The following is a 17028-nucleotide window of genomic DNA, read 5'->3' on the forward strand; positions in this document are numbered from 1 at the left end:
TTGAGCGGAGAAGATTGAGGTAATTTTATGACGGAACGTCAGAGTAACAATTTCCAGTTTATCGATGTCGGTCGCGCAGACCCGGACAAGAAAGCGATTGAAATCCGCAAGGCGGAGTTCGTTGAGATTTACGAGCCCTACCGCGAGCAGCAAGTGGCCTCGCAGGCAGACCGTTGCTTGTCCTGTGGCAACCCCTATTGCGAATGGAAGTGTCCGGTACACAACTACATTCCCAACTGGCTGAAGCTGGTCAGCGAGGGCAACCTGTTTGAAGCGGCCGAGCTGTCGCATCAGACCAATACCCTGCCGGAAGTGTGTGGCCGGGTGTGCCCGCAGGATCGTCTGTGCGAAGGCGCCTGTACGCTGAACGACGGTTTTGGTGCGGTAACTATCGGTTCTACCGAGAAGTACATTGCCGATACGGCGCTGGCTATGGGCTGGCGCCCGGACCTGTCCGAGCGCGTCTGGACCGACAAGAAAGTCGCCGTTATCGGTGCCGGCCCGGCCGGTCTTGGCTGTGCCGACGTGCTGGTGCGCGCCGGTGTAAAACCGGTTGTGTTCGACAAGTACCCGGAAATCGGTGGCCTGCTGACCTTCGGTATTCCCGAGTTCAAACTGGAAAAATCCGTGATGGCGCGTCGCCGTCAGGTGTTTGAAGAAATGGGTATCGAGTTCCGTCTCAATACGGAAGTGGGCAAGGATATTTCTGCTCAGGAACTGATGGACGAATTCGACGCCGTCTTCCTCGGCATGGGCACCTACACCTACATGAAGGGTGGCTTTACCGGTGAAGACCTGCCCGGTGTTTACGACGCGTTGCCCTTCCTGATTTCCAACGTAAACCGCAATCAGGGCTGGGAAAAAGACGCGGCTGACTTTATCGATGTGAAAGGTCAGCGTGTGGTGGTGCTGGGTGGTGGTGATACCGCCATGGACTGTAACCGGACCTCAATCCGTCAGGGTGCCGAGAGTGTGGTCTGTGCCTACCGCCGTGACGAAGAAAACATGCCCGGTTCACGCCGCGAGGTGGTGAACGCGAAAGAAGAGGGCGTTCAGTTCCTTTACAACCGTCAGCCGGTCGCCATTGTCGGTGGCGACAAGGTTGAAGGCGTTAAAGTTGTGACCACACAGTTGGGTGAGCCCGACGAAAACGGTCGCCGTCGCCCCGAAGAAATTCCAGGCAGCGAAGAAATCATTCCGGCAGACGTGGTGCTGATCGCCTTCGGTTTCCGCCCCAGCCCGCCAGAGTGGCTGGCCAACTTCAAGGTTGACCTGAACGACTGGCAGGGCGTGGTTGCGCCGGAAGAGCAGACCTACAAGTTCCAAACCTCTAATGAGAAAGTCTTTGCCGGTGGCGATATGGTGCGCGGTTCCGATCTGGTGGTAACCGCCATTTGGGAAGGTCGCCAAGCCGCGGAAGGGATTCTCGATTACTTAAAGGTGTAAGCCTGAAGGTATAAGCCTTAAAACAAGCTTCTTTTTGTCGGGCCTCGCGCCCGACACTTTTATCTGAATTGCCGGATTTCGCAGCATGACTGAACTGAAGAACGATACTTTCCTTCGCGCCCTGCTGCGTGAGCCCGTGGACTACACGCCGGTGTGGATGATGCGTCAGGCCGGTCGCTACTTGCCTGAGTACCGTGCAACGCGCGCCAAGGCCGGCGACTTCATGTCCCTGTGCATGAACCCTGAACTGGCCTGCGAAGTGACCCTGCAACCGCTGGAGCGCTACCCGCTCGATGCCGCGATTTTGTTTTCAGATATTCTGACCATCCCGGATGCGATGGGGCAGGGCCTGTATTTTGAAACCGGCGAAGGCCCGAAATTCAAAAAGGTCATTCGCAGCCAGGCGGATGTGGATGCGCTGCCAGTTCCCGATCCGGAAAAAGATCTCGGCTATGTGATGGATGCGGTGCGCACCATTCGCCGCGAACTGAATGGCCGTGTACCGCTGATCGGTTTTTCCGGCAGCCCCTGGACGCTGGCGACCTACATGGTCGAGGGCGGTTCCTCAAAAGATTTTCGCACCACCAAGGCCTTGGCCTACGATCAACCGGCATTGATGCACAGCCTGCTGGATAAGCTGGCGCAATCGGTGGTGAGCTACCTTAACGGTCAGATCCTGGCTGGCGCTCAAGCGGTGCAGATTTTTGATACTTGGGGCGGCACCCTGAGTGCAGCGGCTTATCAGGAATTTTCACTTTGCTACATGCAGAAGATTGTTGATGGCCTGATCAAGGAACACGACGGCCGCAAGATTCCCTGCATTCTGTTTACCAAAAATGGCGGTTTGTGGCTGGAAAGTATTGCGGCCAGTGGCTGTCAGGCGGTGGGATTGGATTGGACGATCAATATCGGCGAAGCGCGCAAGCGCATCGGTGACAAGGTTGCCCTGCAGGGGAATATGGATCCGACCATGCTGTACGCCTCGCCTGAACGCATCCGCCAGGAAGTCGCCACTATTTTGGAAAGCTTCGGCCACGGTACCGGCCACGTATTCAACCTCGGTCACGGCATTACCCCGGAAGTCGATCCCGCCCATGCCGGTGCCTTTATCGAGTGTGTTAGGGAGTTGTCGGCGCCCTATCACCAGTAAACGAGCGTTTTCTCGGGAGAGGGCTTGGGCCTACTTAGGCGGGCTTACTTAGGCGGGCTTACTTAGGCGGGCTTACTTAGGTGGATAAAGGGCCCACACGGTTTCAACGGCTTTTACGATCTCTTCCGCCAGCGCTTCGCTGTCCTGATCTGCATCGATCAGGCCGGTGCCGCGCCAGCTCAATTGGTTGGCGCGTGCATCGATGACATCGATTATCAGCTTGAAATTCCGCTCTGGCTTGCTGCCACCCAACGGAAAACCGACCGACACACCCATACCAAAACCACCGCCACCGCTGCCGAGGCCAACGCTGCCGCGCGTGTTGCTGTGGCCATGACCTTCAACAGTTTCTGTGAGGTAGTAGCGGATTAAAAAGTCCGGATTTTCGGCTTGGTTTGCCTCCCGGTAACGCTGTTGATTCAGCAGGTTCTGCAAGGTAGTTTTTACCCGCTGCCCATGAAAGGGGCTGATAGAGCTATCGCTGCCACTGGTTTCCATCTGCCAGTGATAGCGCTGATAGCCATTGAAATTGGCGTCTGGGTTGTAGTCTGTTTCAACCGGCACTGATGAGCAGGCAGTGAGCAGCAGTGCCAGTAAAGGCATGGCGAGTCTGTGCATGGGTGTCTCCTTTCCTCTCAGACCGTAAACTTCCGCGCCAGTTCAGCGCAGTCTTCGTGGCGGTAACAGCTCAACAGATGGTCGTTGACCATGCCCGTCGCCTGCATAAAGGCGTAGACGGTCGTGCTGCCCAAAAATTTGAATCCGCGTTTTTTCAGGTCTTTGGACAGGGTATCGGAAAGTGGTGTGGTGGCGGGAATGGTTTTCATGGTCTTATGACGGTTTTGTAGAGGTTTGCCATCCACAAAATCCCAAAGGTAGCGAGCAAAACTGCCGTGGCTTGATTGCAGTTCCAGAAAGCGGTGGGCGTTATTGATGCATGCTTCGATTTTAGCGCGATTGCGTACGATGCCTTTGTCGGTAAGCAGTTTTTCTACCTGTTTTTCGCCGAAGCGTGACACCGCTATGGGATCGAAGCGTTTAAAGGCTTTTCGGTAATTATCGCGTTTTCGCAGAATGGTGATCCAACTCAGCCCCGCCTGTGCGGATTCCAATGCTAGGAACTCAAATAAGCGCTGGTCGTCGCTCAAGGGAGCGCCCCACTCATGGTCGTGGTAGCTGCAGTAGAGTTCGTCTGTGCCGCACCAGGGGCAACGCTCTAGATGTGTGCTCATACCAAACCTTTCGCATTCCGTCGAAATGGGCGTGTGATACCATGCTGTCGATCAGGAACCCAGTGATTTTAAGGATACTCCGATGAAGCGAACGCTGATACTGCTTTCCGTGGCACTGTTGGTGGTGGCCTGCACGACGTCGCCAACCGGGCGTCGGCAGCTGGTTATTTTTTCCGATGCTGAAATGTCTAACATGGGCGCAACAGCCTTCGATGAGATGAAGCAGAAAGCTTCTGTTGATCGCAGTGGCGAGGTGAATCAGTACGTAAGCTGTGTTGCAGATTCGATTACGCGCACCCTGCCAGAAGGTGAGCGCACGGGTTGGGAAGTCGTGGTCTTCGACGACGATAGCGCGAACGCCTTTGCGTTGCCCGGCAAAAAGATTGGTGTGCATACCGGACTGTTGAAAGTGGCCAAAAATCAGGATCAGCTGGCGTCAGTTATCGGCCACGAAGTGGGGCACGTGCTGGCTAAACACAGCGCCGAGCGTATGTCGATGCAGTTTGTCTCCCAGTCCAGTCAGCAAATTGTGGGTGCCTTGATCGGCGAAGGTGCTGGGCAGCAGGCGGTGATGGCGGCGCTGGGTTTGGGTTCCCAATACGGTGTGCTGATGCCCTATGGGCGTCTGCAGGAGTCTGAGTCTGACAATATCGGCGTACAGTTAATGGCGCAGGCGGGCTTCAATCCCCAGGCCAGTATCGATCTGTGGCACAACATGGCGGCGGCATCGAATGGTCAGCCACCGGAATTCCTGTCGACTCACCCCTCCCACGAAACTCGCATTTCCGATCTGCAGGCGCTGATGCCAGAAATGCAGCAGATCTATAAGCAAGCGCGCGCGGCGGGCTATAAACCCAACTGCCGGAAGTAAACAGGAGCGGGGATTAATCGTCCCCGCAGCAAACCCGGTGATTCATTTCCAGTGCGGGCTGATCACAGTCCGGTTTGCCGACCACCTTGGCGGGCACGCCGGCAACCGTCGTATGCGGTTCGACGTCTTTTAGTACCACGCTGCCAGCGGCGATTTGAGCACCCTGACCGACGCGGATATTGCCGAGAATTTTGGCGCCAGCACCAATCAGTACACCATCGGAAATTTTCGGGTGGCGATCGCCGTGCTCTTTTCCCGTACCGCCCAGAGTGACCGACTGCATGATCGATACGTTGTTGCCGACCACAGCCGTTTCACCGATCACTACGCCGGTGGCATGATCCAGCATAATACCCTTGCCGACTTTGGCAGCGGGATGGATGTCGACGCCAAACTCGCAGGAAATGCGATTCTGAAAAAATAGCGCCAGCGATTCGCGCCCCTGTTTCCACAGCCAGTGAGCAATGCGATAAGACTGCAGTGCGTGGAAGCCTTTGAAATAGAGAAAGGGCACCGAGAGGTTTTCGCAGGCGGAGTCGCGCTGTTTAACGGCGGCAATATCTGCGCGCATGGCTTCACCGATGCTCGGATCAGCGGCCATGGCATTCTCAATGACCTCGCGCACCAGCAGGGCCGATGCGGTGGGTGAGTCTAGCTTGTTGGCCAGGTGGAAGCTGAGAGCAGTTTCCAGCGAGTCGTGGTTCAGAATGGTCGCATGCAGAAAGCTGGCCAGCACGGGCTCGTGTTTTACTTCCTCCGCGGTTTCGCTGCGGATAGTGTGCCAGATGCTGTCAGTCAGGCTTGCGGCTCTGAACGGTTCGGCGCTCATGATGAAATCCTCTAGGTTGCCCAATCATTATACCGATGAAGGCGGGTGCGATGACAATGGCGCGACAACCTGCCACAGCGTCTGTCCAGCCTCGTGGTACTTGCGCTCAAAGGCGGTAACTGGTTGACCTACGTGAAGAATTTTTGGTTCAACGGAAAAACCGGCAATTTTCAAGGCAAAGCAGAATTCTTCTGCATAGATGCGCCAGTTGGTGCGTAACTCAATGATTCCACCCAGATTCAACAGTGTCGGCAGCAGGGGAGAGCCCTGCACGCGGCGTTTCAAGTGCTCGGATTTGGGCCAGGGGTTGGGATAGAAGAGGGTGTGCTGCTGCGGCTGCCAGTTGGCGGCAAGAGCCAGTCGCCAGAAATCATCGGCATCGGCGCGCACCAGCAAGGCGTTGTCCGGGAGGTGCTTTTGTTTGTCCAGACGCGCGGCAGATTTATCGATGCCAATCACTGCGCAGTCGGGGTGACTCTGGGCGAGCCAGACGGTGCTCTCGCCGGTGCCGCAGAAAGAATCCAGAAGTAGTGGGCGATGCTGTGAAGCCAGCCAGTTCGCTGCGGCATCGAAGGCTGCCTGGGTGTGAGCGGTAATGGGTTTGCGGAAAGGGTGTTCAAGGTGGCGTCGAACGGTAGTTTCCAGTTTGTCGTGCACACCGCTCTGGTTGCTGGTAACCGCACGTACTCCCTTTGAATTGTTGCCCTTTACGGTCTCGCTTGTCACACTTTCCGTCCCTGAATCAGAGACATCCCATGCGCCAGGATCGACGCCCCTACTGGGTCAAAAAAAATTATTTGCGCTTTCGGCGCTGGTATACCAATCACTTTCTAAAACCTGCCTGCGATTATCTGGGGGATTATCACACGTGCATGAAGCCCTGGTACATCTCGATTTCCGGGCCGAACATCTCGATAGGCAAATGCGCCACGATTATCGGCGAACCGGATAATCGCGTGAAAATCGGCGTGTGGGGGCGTGAGCCGGAAACCGGGCGCATCGAGATTGGCGACTACGTGATGATAAGTCCCGGGACCCGGATATCAGCCAGCGATGAGGTGAAAATCGGTCACAGCGTGATGATGGCCAACGGTGTGTATATCACCGACTGCGACTGGCATGGGGTATATGACCGCACCAAGCGCGATGATCGGGTGGCACCAGTGATTATCGAAGACAATGTCTGGTTGGGCGATCACGCGACCATTTTGAAAGGCGTGACCATCGGTGAAAACTCGGTAGTGGCAGCGGGCGCTGTGGTCAGTCGTGATGTCCCGGCCAATGTGATTGTGGCGGGGAATCCGGCGAAGGTGGTCAAAGAACTCGACCCTGAGCGAGAAATGGTAACCCGCGCCGATTACTTCAAAGACCCGGCAGCGCTGGAAGATTTCTTCGACAAGGTCGATCACATGGTGCTGTCGCAGAATGGCTTTTTTAACTGGCTGCGCGCGTTGATTAGACCAACGATGCGAGACTGATCTCTCCTGCCTGATAGCTGCTGTCAGAATACTTCCAGCGGAGGTTCATTGAGCAGGGCCAGTTGCTCGCGCAATTCCAGAATATGTTCGGCCCAGTAGCGCTCGGTATTGAACCAGGGGAAGGTGCGCGGAAAGGCCGGATCACTCCAGCGGCGGGCCAGCCAGGCACTGTAATGCATGATGCGCAGGCTGCGCAGGGCTTCCACCAGCGGCAGTTCGCGAACGTTAAAATCGCTGAATTCGTTGTAGCCTTCCACCAATTCCGATAGCTGCCGCTGCTGCTGATCGCGACTGCCGGACAGGAACATCCAGATATCCTGAATCGCTGGTGCCATGCGGCTGTCATCCAGATCCACAAAATGCACTTCGTCGCCGCGCCACAAAATATTGCCCACGTGGCAGTCCCCGTGAATTCGCTGCAGCGTAGGTTGCACTTCGTCAAAGCGTTGGCGAATGCGATACAAAAGATCGCGAGTCAGGGTTTCATAAGCATTGCGCAGCTCGCTGGGAATAAAGTGCTGGAGCAGGAAGGCGGCACTGCTGTCACCAAAGGATTCGGTGGTCAGGGCGGGGCGATGCTGAAAAGGTTCCAGCCGGGCAATGGCGTGCAGACGTCCGGTGAGGCGGCCGAGCTGGAACAGGCTGTCGAGATCGTCCAACGCGGGAGCGTGACCGCCGCGGCGTGGATACAGTGCAAAGCGGTAACCCTGGTAGGCGAACAGGGTGTCACCGTTCTCATTCTTTTGTGGCGGTACTACCGGAATGTCGGCGTCAAACAGTTGCCAGCTGAAGTGATGCTCTTCAAGTATCTGCTCGTCCGACCAGCGTTCAGGCCGATAGAACTTGGCAATCAGCGGTTCGCCATCTTCTATGCCAATTTGATAAACCCGATTTTCGTAGCTGTTCAGCGGCAGAATCCGCAGGTCGCTCAGAAATCCCAAGCTTTCCACGGCATCGATTACCGCATCAGGGCTCAGGGCTTCGTAGGGGTGGGGGTTTACATCATCACGCATACGAGGGCTCCAACAGCCAGCCAGGGGTTCGATTCGGGTTCAGGGCGTGCGCGCCAGACACCAGATGGATATTTCGGCGGCGCCAGCCCTGCGCAGTATAGCGGCGAGGGTGTTGGCTGTCGCGCCAGTTGTCAGCACATCGTCAACTAGCACAACGTGCTTGCCACGCACTGCGTCTGGTGCAGGCAAGGCAAATGCCCCCAGCAAATTGCGGCGCCGAGCACTCGCGCTCAGCCCCTGTTGGGTGGGAGTGGCCTTGGTTCGCTTTATGGCGTGGCGAACCGGGATGTTGAAAGCGTATCCCCAGTGGTTTGCGAGGATCTCTGTCTGGTTATAACCCCTGGTCAGTTGGCGCCGCCAGTGCATGGGGACTGGAATCAGCATGTCCACTGTGGTTTTTGAAAAGGCGGTTTGTGAAAAGCCGGTTTGGGAAAAAACAGTCTGCGCCAGCTCTGCCAGCAGTGCACCGCAGGCTTTGTCGCCGTGGTATTTGAAGCGACTGATCAGAGCGTCGATGGGGAAACCGTACTCCCAGCAGGCTATGCATTGATCAAAGACGGGAGCCTGTTTCAGGCAGTGGCCGCACAGGTCGCCCGTGGCCAGTGGCAGGGCGCAGCGTCGACAGCAGGCCTGAAGCCAGGGCAGATCGCGCTCGCAATCGATACAGATATCGCTTGGGCGCCGGGAGGGCGAGAGACAAAGTTGACACTGCCCGGGAAAGAGCTTGTATGACAGATGCTTAAGTTTGCTGTTAACCATTTGCGTCCCTGCAGGTTGACAGATAAAATGGGCGGCTTGCTTACACCAGAAAAACCTACCCTAGAAGAATGCAGGATACGCCATGAGCACCCCGATTCGCCACGACTGGACCCACGCCGAAGTCAAAGCCCTGTTTGAGCTGCCCTTCAATGATCTGCTGTTCAAGGCGCAGACCGTTCACCGTGAATTTTTTGACCCGAATCAGGTACAAGTGAGCACTCTGCTTTCCATCAAAACCGGCGCCTGCCCGGAAGATTGCAAATACTGCCCTCAGAGCAATCGTTACGACACGGGCCTGGAGCAGGAAAAACTAATGGAAGTGGAAAAAGTGCTGGCCGAGGCCCGTGCCGCCAAGGCCACCGGTGCCAGCCGCTTCTGCATGGGCGCCGCTTGGCGCTCGCCCAAGAAGAAAGACATGCCCTACGTGACCGCCATGGTGAAAGGCGTGAAGGAAATGGGGTTGGAAACCTGCATGACCCTCGGCATGCTCAGCGAAGAGCAGGCTGAAGAGCTGGCTGAGGCCGGCCTCGACTACTACAACCACAATCTGGACACCTCGCCCGAGTTTTACGGCGAGATTATTACCACCCGCACCTACCAGCATCGTCTGGATACCCTCTCCAATGTGCGCAAGGCCGGCCTGAAGGTCTGCAGCGGCGGCATCGTGGGTATGGGTGAAAGCGTCCGCGATCGCGCCGGTCTGTTGATTCAGCTGGCGAACCTGCCTGAGCACCCCGAGAGCGTGCCGATCAATATGCTGGTGCGCGTGGAAGGAACGCCGCTGGCTGAAGAGGCTGATCTCGACCCCTTCGATTTTATTCGCACCATCGCCGTGGCTCGTATCCTGATGCCTGCTTCTCACGTGCGTCTGTCGGCCGGTCGTGAGGAAATGAACGAACAGATGCATGCGCTGGCCTATTTCGCCGGTGCCAACTCGATTTTCTATGGTGAGAAGCTGCTGACCACGCCGAACCCCGAGGCCAACAAGGATCTCAAGCTGTTCGATCGCCTCGGCATCAAACCGGAAGAGCGCGACGAGCAGTACTGCGAAGACGAGCAGGAAGCGGCGCTGCAGGCCAAGGTAGAGCAGGCGCGCAACGACCAGTTCTTTTACGACGCCACCGCCTGATCGACCGGCGCTTCACTGACACGGAATTCCCGTGACACACCCTTTAGAGCACACCCTGGCTGCGGCGCTGACAAAGCGCCGCGAGCTGCACCGCTATCGCGTGCGCCGGACGCTGGAGAGCGCCACCGGCGCGACCGCCCGTGTCGATGGTAAAAACTTTCTGCTGTTTTGCAGCAACGATTATCTGGGTTTGGCCAATCATCCTGTCCTGATCAGCGCGATGCAAAAAGCCGCAGAGGATGTGGGCGTTGGTAGCGGGGCCTCCCATCTGGTTTGCGGCCACTCCCGCTATCACCATCAGCTGGAAGATCGGCTTGCAGAAATGACCGGGCGGGATCGGGCGTTGCTGTTTTCCACCGGTTATATGGCCAACTTTGGCGTGATTGCGGCACTGGTGGGTCGCGGTGATGCGGTGTTTGAAGACCGTTTGAATCATGCCTCACTGCTCGATGGTGGCCTGCTCAGTGGCGCCCGTTTTCAGCGCTTTGCCCACAACGATGTAGCAGACCTTGAACGACGGCTGCAGAAAACCGAGTCCGGTCGCAAATTGGTGGTCGTGGATCACGTCTTCAGTATGGACGGCGATCAGGCGCCGATGGCCGAGTTGGTGGCAACCAGCCGTGACAACAAGGCCTGGTTGATGGCCGATGATGCGCACGGTTTTGGCGTGTTGGGTGAAAACGGCGCGGGCTGTGCGGATATCTTTTCTCAAGATGATTTGCCGATTCTGATGGCGACGCTGGGTAAAGCCATCGGCGGCTTTGGTGCCTTTGTGGCGGGCAGCGAGATGTTGATTGAAAGCTTGATCCAATTCGCTCGCCCCTATATATACACCACCGCCATGCCACCGGCCGTTGCCGCTGCCAATCTGGCCGCGCTGGATTTACTGGAAAGCGAGAGTTGGCGCCGCGACAAATTGCAAAGCCTGATTCAGCGTTTTCGGCAGGGAGCAGAGCAGTTGGGTCTGCCCTTGATGGCCTCTGACACAGCTATTCAGCCGCTGCAGGTGGGCCCGGACGATCAGGCGCTGACCATGAGTTGGGCGCTGGAAGAAAAAGGCATTCTGGTTTCGGCCATTCGTCCACCGACCGTGCCGGAAGGCACTTCCCGACTGCGCATTACCCTCAGCGCAGCCCACAGCGAAGCGCAGGTGGATCAACTATTGGATGCACTCGAAGATATTGCCCGTCACTCAGGGATGACAGCGTAATGCTGTATCGCGAGCGACTGCCCGCACGACAGGGCGATGCGGAACTGGTGCTCTTGCATGGCTGGGGTTCCAGTAGTGCTTGCTGGCGCAGTGCGTTGCCGCTATTGCGCGATCACTTTAACGTGACGTTGGTAGATCTTCCTGGTCACGGGCGCAGCGCGAACTACGCGGCTACCTACGAACAGTTTACCCGAGACCTTCTCGAACAACTGCCGGCGAAGGCGATGTATCTGGGCTGGTCACTGGGTGGCATGATTGCGACGCGGATCACGGCGGATTTTCCCGAGCGCGTGTCGGCCTTGATAACCGTCGCCAGCAATCCGAGTTTTATCCGGCGGGACGATTGGCCGGCGGCCATGCCGTCAGCAACCTTTGACGATTTCCTGACGCGCTTCCAAAAAAATCCTGTTCGAGGGTTAAAGCGTTTTGATGTGTTGCAGGGGGGCGTTGTCGGCAGCGAGTTGGGAGCACCCGAAGTGCAGTACGACGTGCTGCATTGGTTGGCGGAGCTGGATAATCGACAGGGCATTGCTCAATTGAATTGCCCGAGTCTGTTTCTTTTCGGGGAAAAGGATGGCTTGGTACCGGTTGCAGTAACACAGCAAATCGGTAGTCTCCAAAATATTCAGGTGTTTTCTGATAGTGGGCATCAGCCTTTCCTGGAAGAGCCTGAAGCCTTCTGGTCGGCGGTAATAGCGTTTTGTCAGCGCCACAAAGGCGAGGCAGAGGTCGCACAACATTATCTCGACAAGCAGAAAGTCGCTGCCTCTTTCAGTCGCGCCGCTGAAAGTTACGATGGCGTGGCGGATCTGCAACGACGGGTAGCCGATTATCTCGCTGACAAGCTCAATGCAAACTCTGCAAGTGCCCTGGATCTTGGAACGGGCACGGGCTACAGCCTGCCAGCATTGAACGCGCAATCAGATACCGTCATTGCCATGGATCTCGCCGAAGGCATGCTGGCCTACGCCCGAGAACAGAAATCCCGGCCGGCGGATGCCTGGCTCTGCGGCGATGCGGAAGATCTGCCGTTGGCTGATGACAGCGTCAATACAATCTTTTCATCACTGGCGGTGCAGTGGTGTGAAAATATTGCGGCCGTATTTGCCGAAGCCTATCGCGTGCTGAAGCCGGGCGGTACGTTCCTGCTGAGTACCCTTGGCCCCGATACCCTGTTTGAATTACGCGAAGCGGGTAAGGCCGCGGACAACGCTACCCACGTCAATCGCTTTCTGCCACGCGAGGTGCTTGAGCGCGGTATTGAACGCAGTGGTTTGACATTACAGGTGTGGCAGCAAACTACCGAAGTGCTGGAATACCAGACCCTGCGTGAATTGATGAATGAGTTGAAAAGCCTCGGTGCTCATAACGTTAACAGTGACCGGGGCATGATGGGAAAACAGGCGATGAAGCGTTTTATCGCGGCTTATGAAGACTTCCGTCAGCCCAACGGCAAACTGCCTGCGAGTTATCAGGTGTGGTATCTCGCATTGCAGAAACCGAAGCTTTAAGAAAAGAGTTAAATACAATGGGAAAGAAATTTTTCGTTGCCGGCACCGACACGGAAATTGGCAAAACAACGATTGCCTGTGGTCTGCTGGAGAAAGCCAATCAACTGAGACTCAGAACGCTCGCCCTGAAACCGGTCGCCGCGGGCGCTGAACGGACCGCTGAGGGTGCGCGCAACGATGATGCGCTGGCGCTAATGCAGAGTGCCAGTATTGAGCTGAGCTACGAGCAGGTAAACCCGGTGCTGTTTGCGCCTCCCATCGCCCCCCATATCGCTGCTCAACAGGCAGGCAAGCGATTGACTGTTTCTCAGCTCGCCGGCTATTGCCGCGGTACTCTGATGACGCCGAGCGATTTTGCGCTGGTAGAAGGTGCTGGCGGTTGGCGCGTACCGTTAAGCGGTCGCGAGACCCTGGCCGGGCTCGCGGTCGAGTTACAACTGCCGGTCATTCTGGTGATAGGTATGAAGCTGGGCTGCCTCAACCATGCCCTATTAACCGCCGAAGCCATCCGCCGCGATGGCCTGCCCCTGGTGGGTTGGGTCGCAAACCGCGTCGATCCGGATATGTCCTGTTTTGATGAGAATGTCGAAACCCTGAAGCAGTTTTTACCGGCGCCCTGTTTGGGTGTTGTGCCGCATCTGCCGGGGGCGAGCCCGGCGGCGCTGGCAGAGCATCTGGATATCTCCCCGCTCGGCTACTAAGCGGGCTTATAAGCACTATTTAACAAGCGGGCTTTACGACCGCGCCCGGACAATGTTTACTCTGCATATTTCGTAGAACCCTCTCAGGGAAAACTTGTTCAGGAGCGGCTATGAGTTTCGACGCTACCCACCCCACCCATGAAGTCATTAATCAGGCTTCGCCTCTCGAAAACCACAATCTTTATTTGGGTGACCAGGCCCTGCGCGAAGCGGTATCGGCGCAGGCGCCTGATGCGGATGAAGCCTTGGTGGACTACGGCGCTTTGTGCGGTCTGCCGGAATTTATCGAGCTCGGATTTCAGGCCAATGCCCACAAGCCGGTGTTGCATACCCACGACCGTTTCGGTCATCGGCTGGATCAGATCGAGTTTCACCCCAGCTACCACGCCTTGATGGATCAAGCCTATCAGGCGGGTCTGCACAGCGAGCCGTGGACCGGCGGCAGCCATGCGGCGCGGGCGGCGAAATATTATCTGCACGCTCAGGTTGAAGCCGCTCACGGTTGCCCGGTCACCATGACTTTCGCGTCCGTGCCCACCTTCCAGCTCAATCCGGTGCTCGCCGAACGCTGGCTGCCCAAGGTGCTGGCCAATGAATACGATCCGCGCAATGTGCATTACAACGAAAAGTCTGCGCTGACGATTGGTATGGGCATGACCGAAAAGCAGGGCGGTTCCGATGTGCGTGCCAATACCACGCAGGCCACTTTGATCGGTGAGGTGGAAGGCTGCGCCGCCTATTCACTGGTAGGCCACAAATGGTTCTTATCGGCGCCTATGTGTGATGCCTTTCTGGTGTTGGCGCGAACCGATAAAGGTATTAGCTGTTTTCTGGTGCCGCGCTGGCATCCAGAAGGCCACAAGAATCCGCTGGAAATTCAGCGCCTGAAAGACAAGATGGGCAATGTGGCCAATGCCTCGTCTGAAGTGGAATTCCGCGGCGCGCTGGGTTGGCTGGTCGGCGAGCCCGGTCGCGGTGTGCCGGCGATTATTCAGATGGTGGCCATGACCCGGTTTGACTGCATGATTGGCTCCAGCGCCGGTCAGCGTCAGGCGGTGGTGCAGGCAGCCCACCACGCTACCCAGCGTGAAGCCTTTGGTAAGCGCCTGATCGACCAACCCATCATGCGCAATGTGATTGCCGACTTGCAGTTGGAGGTCGAGGGCTCGCTGGCGATGACCTTCCGCATGGCGAAAGCGCTGGACAGCGGCAGCGAACAGGATCAACTCCTCTTGCGCCTCGGTACAGCCGTTGGCAAATACTGGATCTGCAAGCGCACGGCGCAGCATGCTTACGAGGCCATGGAATGTATTGGCGGTAACGGGGTGATGGAAAACTGCATCATGCCGCGCCTCTATCGAGAAGCACCGATTAATGCGATTTGGGAAGGCTCTGGCAATATTCAGGCCTTGGATGTGCGCCGCGCCATGCAGCGCAGCCCCGAGGTGGTGGATGCCTGGATGGCCGAGCTGCTGACCACGGCGAATGTCGATCCGCGTCAGGATGCCATCGTCGAAAACCTCAAGCACGAGCTGTCGGGCTCGGACGAGGGTTCCGCCCGACGTTTGGCCGAATTGCTCGGTTTGAGTTTGCAGGGGTCGCTGCTTCTCAGGGGCGATAACTCGGCCATCGCTGAAGCCTTTTTGGCGGGTCGCTGCGCCGCCCCAAGCCATCATTTTGGTGCTTTACCGGCCGGATTAAAGCTGGATTTGTTGATAGATCGCGCCAATCCGCACGTATACGAGTAAGCCCTTACCTCGCTAACATATTGAATTTAAAAGCGTAAAGCACGATTCTTGTGATTTTGGCGGCAAACGTCTTGCAATGTTGACGGTGATTTGCCTAATATACTCGCCGTCAACATTGGCGGTTGAGATGTTCTCCTGCCACAAACATTTGAGGTTAGAGCCATGCCACTTTACAAAGCTCCGTTGCGCGATATGCAGTTTGTGCTGAATGATCTGTTGAAAGTTGATCAGCACTATCCGACGCTGTCCGGTCGCGAGGAAGTGACCCCCGATCTGCTCGATGCGATTCTGACTGAAGGCGCCAAGTTTGCCGAGGAAGTGATTGCACCGCTGAACCAGATTGGCGACCAGCAGGGCTGTACCTGGAGCGAAGACGGTGTAAAAACACCCGACGGTTTCAAGGAAGCCTACCAACAGTACTGCGAGTCTGGCTGGACCAGCGTGAGTGCCCGCGCCGAATTTGGCGGTCAGGGGCTGCCCCCCTCTGTGGGCCTGTTGCTGTCCGATATGATGGGTGGCGCTAACTGGTCCTGGAGCATGTATCCCGGCCTGTCCAGCTCTGCGGCGCGAGTACTGGAAGAGTACGGCAACGAAATGCAGCAGACTCGTTACCTGCCGAAAATGGTCGACGGTACCTGGACTGGCACCATGTGTCTGACCGAGCCGCACGCGGGTTCCGACGTCGGTCTGTCGCGCACCAAAGCGAAAGACAATGGCGATGGCACTTACGCTATCACCGGTACCAAAATCTTTATCTCCTCCGGTGAGCACGACATGGCGGAGAACATTATTCATCTGGTACTGGCCCGCACTGAAGGCGCGCCCGAAGGTACCAAAGGTATTTCTCTGTTCCTGGTGCCCAAATTTATTGCCCACGAAGATTCCAGCCTGGGCGATCGCAACGGTGTGACCTGTGGCTCCATCGAGCACAAGATGGGCATCAAGGGTTCTGCGACTGCAGTGCTGAACTTTGACGGTGCGACCGGCTACATGATCGGTGAGGAAAACAAAGGCCTTACCTACATGTTCGTTATGATGAACACCGCCCGTATGGGTACTGCGATGCAGGGTCTGTGTCTCGGTCAGCTGTCTTATCAAGGTGGTCTGGAATATGCCCGCGAGCGTTTGCAGATGCGTTCACTGTCTGGTCCTAAGAACCCGGATGGTCCGGCTGATCCGATCATCGTTCACCCCGATGTGCGTCGCATGCTGCTGACCCAGAAGGCTCTGACCGAAGGCAGCCGTGCCTTCCTGTACTGGATCCTGATGGTGGTTGATAAAGCTAACTGCGGTGCCACAGAAGAAGAGCGTGCACAAGCGGACGACTTGCTGCACCTGCTGACACCGATTGCTAAGGCTTTTGTCACTGAAACCGGTCTGGAAGTGGCCAACTACGGTATGCAAATTTATGGCGGCCACGGCTTTATCAGCGAGTGGGGCATGGAGCAGATCGTACGTGACTTGCGTATTGCGACGCTGTACGAAGGGACGACGGGTATTCAAGCTCTGGATTTGCTGGGGCGCAAGATTATGGGTACCGGTGGTCAGGCGCTGATGAACCTGACCAAGATCATCCATAAGTACTGTGAATCACAGAAAGAAAACGCAGGAATGGCGGAGTTTATCGAGCCGCTGGCCGCGCTAAACAAGGAGTGGGGCGAAATCACCATGCAAATTGGTGAGAAGGCCATGCAGAACCCCGATGAGGTAGGTGCAGCGTCGGTTGATTATCTGATGTACTCCGGCTACATTGCGCTCGCGTATATGTGGGCGCAAATGGCCGAACTCGCGCTTGGGGGCAGCGAGGGCGATACCTTTATGGCGTCCAAACTGAAGACTGCGAAGTTCTACTTCCAGCGCCTGTTGCCGCGCACCGAGAGCCACAAGCTGAGCATGCTCAGTGGCGCCGACAACCTGATGGCAATGGATGTAGACGAGTTCGCGTTTTAAT

16 protein-coding genes are annotated in these 17028 nt (G+C 56.6%); 10 read left to right on the forward strand and 6 right to left on the reverse strand.

The genetic code is table 11. The features are described 5' to 3' along the window. Positions 1-27: 27 nt before the first annotated feature. Together FHR99_RS10145 and hemE are read left to right on the forward strand one after the other, a co-directional pair. Positions 28-1446 carry an FAD-dependent oxidoreductase gene (locus FHR99_RS10145; RefSeq protein ID WP_183410537.1) on the forward strand — a complete coding sequence of 473 codons (1419 nt, stop codon included), beginning with the start codon at positions 28-30 and terminating at the stop codon, positions 1444-1446. Between the two features lie 85 nt (positions 1447-1531). Continuing rightward, on the forward strand, positions 1532-2596 hold the full coding sequence (gene hemE / locus FHR99_RS10150) for a uroporphyrinogen decarboxylase (RefSeq protein ID WP_183410538.1): 1065 nt from the start codon (positions 1532-1534) through the stop codon (positions 2594-2596). Between the two features lie 72 nt (positions 2597-2668). Here hemE and FHR99_RS10155 read toward each other — a convergent pair whose 3' ends face one another. Both FHR99_RS10155 and FHR99_RS10160 read right to left on the reverse strand, forming a co-directional pair. Continuing rightward, positions 2669-3214, reverse strand: coding sequence for a DUF4136 domain-containing protein (locus FHR99_RS10155; RefSeq protein ID WP_183410539.1), 546 nt, complete (start codon positions 3212-3214; stop codon positions 2669-2671). Positions 3215-3231: 17 nt separating this feature from the next. Then, entirely contained in the window at positions 3232-3828 is a 597-nt protein-coding gene (locus FHR99_RS10160) for a DNA-3-methyladenine glycosylase I (protein ID WP_183410540.1), read from the reverse strand. An 82-nt stretch (positions 3829-3910) separates the two neighbouring features. On the opposite strand from FHR99_RS10160, the gene FHR99_RS10165 reads away from it, so the two are divergent. After that, positions 3911-4699, forward strand: coding sequence for a M48 family metallopeptidase (locus FHR99_RS10165; RefSeq protein WP_183410541.1), 789 nt, complete (start codon positions 3911-3913; stop codon positions 4697-4699). 13 nt (positions 4700-4712) lie between these two features. Here the strand turns inward: FHR99_RS10165 and cysE are convergent, their stop codons facing one another. Both cysE and trmB read right to left on the reverse strand, forming a co-directional pair. Beyond that, positions 4713-5528: a serine O-acetyltransferase gene (gene cysE, locus FHR99_RS10170; protein WP_183410542.1), complete on the reverse strand. Its 816-nt coding sequence runs from the start codon at positions 5526-5528 to the stop codon at positions 4713-4715. A gap of 27 nt (positions 5529-5555) precedes the next feature. Continuing rightward, a complete protein-coding gene (gene trmB / locus FHR99_RS10175; protein WP_183410543.1) occupies positions 5556-6254 on the reverse strand; it encodes a class I SAM-dependent methyltransferase in 699 nt (232 codons plus the stop codon). A gap of 29 nt (positions 6255-6283) precedes the next feature. Between trmB and FHR99_RS10180 the strand changes: the two genes are divergently transcribed. Beyond that, entirely contained in the window at positions 6284-7006 is a 723-nt protein-coding gene (locus FHR99_RS10180) for an acyltransferase (RefSeq protein ID WP_183410544.1), read from the forward strand. A gap of 23 nt (positions 7007-7029) precedes the next feature. Here the strand turns inward: FHR99_RS10180 and FHR99_RS10185 are convergent, their stop codons facing one another. Continuing rightward, positions 7030-8019 (reverse strand): serine/threonine protein kinase, encoded by a 990-nt coding sequence (locus tag FHR99_RS10185; RefSeq protein WP_183410545.1) that lies wholly within the window; start codon positions 8017-8019, stop codon positions 7030-7032. Positions 8020-8058: 39 nt separating this feature from the next. Next, positions 8059-8778: a ComFC family protein gene (locus FHR99_RS10190; RefSeq protein ID WP_183410546.1), complete on the reverse strand. Its 720-nt coding sequence runs from the start codon at positions 8776-8778 to the stop codon at positions 8059-8061. Between the two features lie 82 nt (positions 8779-8860). Between FHR99_RS10190 and bioB the strand changes: the two genes are divergently transcribed. The 6 genes from bioB to FHR99_RS10220 all read left to right on the forward strand — a co-directional run bounded on the left by bioB (position 8861) and on the right by FHR99_RS10220 (position 17027). After that, complete coding sequence (gene bioB / locus FHR99_RS10195; RefSeq protein WP_183410547.1) at positions 8861-9907, forward strand: biotin synthase BioB; 1047 nt, start codon at positions 8861-8863, stop codon at positions 9905-9907. A gap of 31 nt (positions 9908-9938) precedes the next feature. Continuing rightward, complete coding sequence (bioF, locus tag FHR99_RS10200; RefSeq protein ID WP_183410548.1) at positions 9939-11117, forward strand: 8-amino-7-oxononanoate synthase; 1179 nt, start codon at positions 9939-9941, stop codon at positions 11115-11117. Continuing rightward, complete coding sequence (gene bioC, locus FHR99_RS10205) at positions 11117-12628, forward strand: malonyl-ACP O-methyltransferase BioC (RefSeq protein WP_183410549.1); 1512 nt, start codon at positions 11117-11119, stop codon at positions 12626-12628. The genes bioF and bioC overlap by 1 nt, the downstream gene beginning before the upstream one ends. Positions 12629-12645: 17 nt before the next feature. Beyond that, positions 12646-13329, forward strand: a complete 684-nt coding sequence (bioD, locus tag FHR99_RS10210) for a dethiobiotin synthase (RefSeq protein ID WP_183410550.1) — start codon at positions 12646-12648, stop codon at positions 13327-13329. 110 nt (positions 13330-13439) lie between these two features. Continuing rightward, entirely contained in the window at positions 13440-15077 is a 1638-nt protein-coding gene (locus FHR99_RS10215) for an acyl-CoA dehydrogenase family protein (RefSeq protein ID WP_183410551.1), read from the forward strand. Between the two features lie 162 nt (positions 15078-15239). Then, entirely contained in the window at positions 15240-17027 is a 1788-nt protein-coding gene (locus tag FHR99_RS10220; RefSeq protein WP_183410552.1) for an acyl-CoA dehydrogenase C-terminal domain-containing protein, read from the forward strand. Position 17028: the final 1 nt, after the last annotated feature.

This window comes from Litorivivens lipolytica (assembly GCF_014191715.1).
Lineage (GTDB): Bacteria > Pseudomonadota > Gammaproteobacteria > Pseudomonadales > Spongiibacteraceae > Litorivivens > Litorivivens lipolytica.